Origin of the sequence: Pseudomonas sp. PGPPP1 (assembly GCF_002255865.1) — a bacterium.
Lineage (GTDB): Bacteria > Pseudomonadota > Gammaproteobacteria > Pseudomonadales > Pseudomonadaceae > Aquipseudomonas > Aquipseudomonas cremoris.
Window position 1 is genome coordinate 1 of the sequence record NZ_NKIG01000084.1, and the last position, 1,136, is coordinate 1,136.

Annotated in this window: 1 protein-coding gene; it reads left to right on the top strand. The window is 57.9% G+C overall.

The genetic code is table 11. From position 1 onward, the window contains the following. Positions 1–357: 357 nt before the first annotated feature. The coding region (locus CFE47_RS31215; protein ID WP_286843046.1) for a ribonuclease E/G at positions 358–1,136 on the top strand (779 nt) is incomplete at its 3' end.

The window sequence follows — 1,136 nt, forward strand, 5'->3', positions numbered from 1 at the left end:
ACACGGTAAATGCCAACCCGCTGCGGATTCTGCGCGCGGCAGCACCCGAATTATCAGGGATACGTGTAGGGTGGAGATGCACAACCGTCGGACCGTGTAGCACTAGGCTTATATTTAGACGCTTCATCTCGTCCACAGTCGCCGGTTGATTCCTCCTCCTGACCTTAGCTTTTGTTGAAGTGGTGCCTTTGTCACCACCGCTAACAAGCAGGACGCGTCCGTCGCGATACCAGCCCAATTGGCCGGTGTTTGCTGGACACTGGAGTGGCCAACCACTCTTGACGCACCTGACACCGACCGTGAGAAGTCGTGTGTGCCGAACGCCGTTTCCGGCAGCCCGGAAACCGACGGTACAACATGAAAAGAATGCTGATTAACGCAACTCAACCCGAAGAGTTGCGTGTTGCACTGGTAGATGGCCAACGCCTCTACGACCTGGACATCGAATCCGGTGCACGCGAGCAAAAGAAGGCCAACATCTACAAAGGCCGTATTACTCGCATCGAACCAAGCCTTGAGGCTGCCTTTGTCGATTTCGGCTCCGAGCGCCACGGCTTCCTGCCCCTTAAAGAAATCTCCCGCGAATACTTCAAGAAAGCCCCCGAAGGCCGCGTGAACATCAAGGACGTCCTGAGCGAAGGCCAGGAAGTCATCGTTCAGGTCGAGAAAGAAGAACGTGGCAACAAGGGCGCAGCCCTGACCACCTTCATCAGCCTGGCTGGCCGCTACCTGGTCCTGATGCCGAACAACCCACGTGCCGGCGGCATTTCCCGTCGCATCGAAGGCGAAGAGCGCAACGAACTGCGCGAAGCGCTGAACGGCCTGATCGCACCTGCCGACATGGGCCTGATCGTTCGCACTGCCGGCCTGGGCCGCAGCAGCGAAGAAATGCAGTGGGACCTCGATTACCTGCTGCAACTGTGGACCGCTATCAAAGAAGCGTCCCTGGATCGTTCCGCGCCGTTCCTGATCTACCAGGAAAGCAACGTGATCATCCGCGCTATCCGCGACTACCTGCGCCAGGACATCGGCGAAGTGCTGATCGACAGCGTTGAAGCCCAGGACGAAGCCCTGACCTTCATCCGCCAGGTGATGCCGCAGTACGCCAGCAAGATCAAGCTGTACGAAGACAGCGT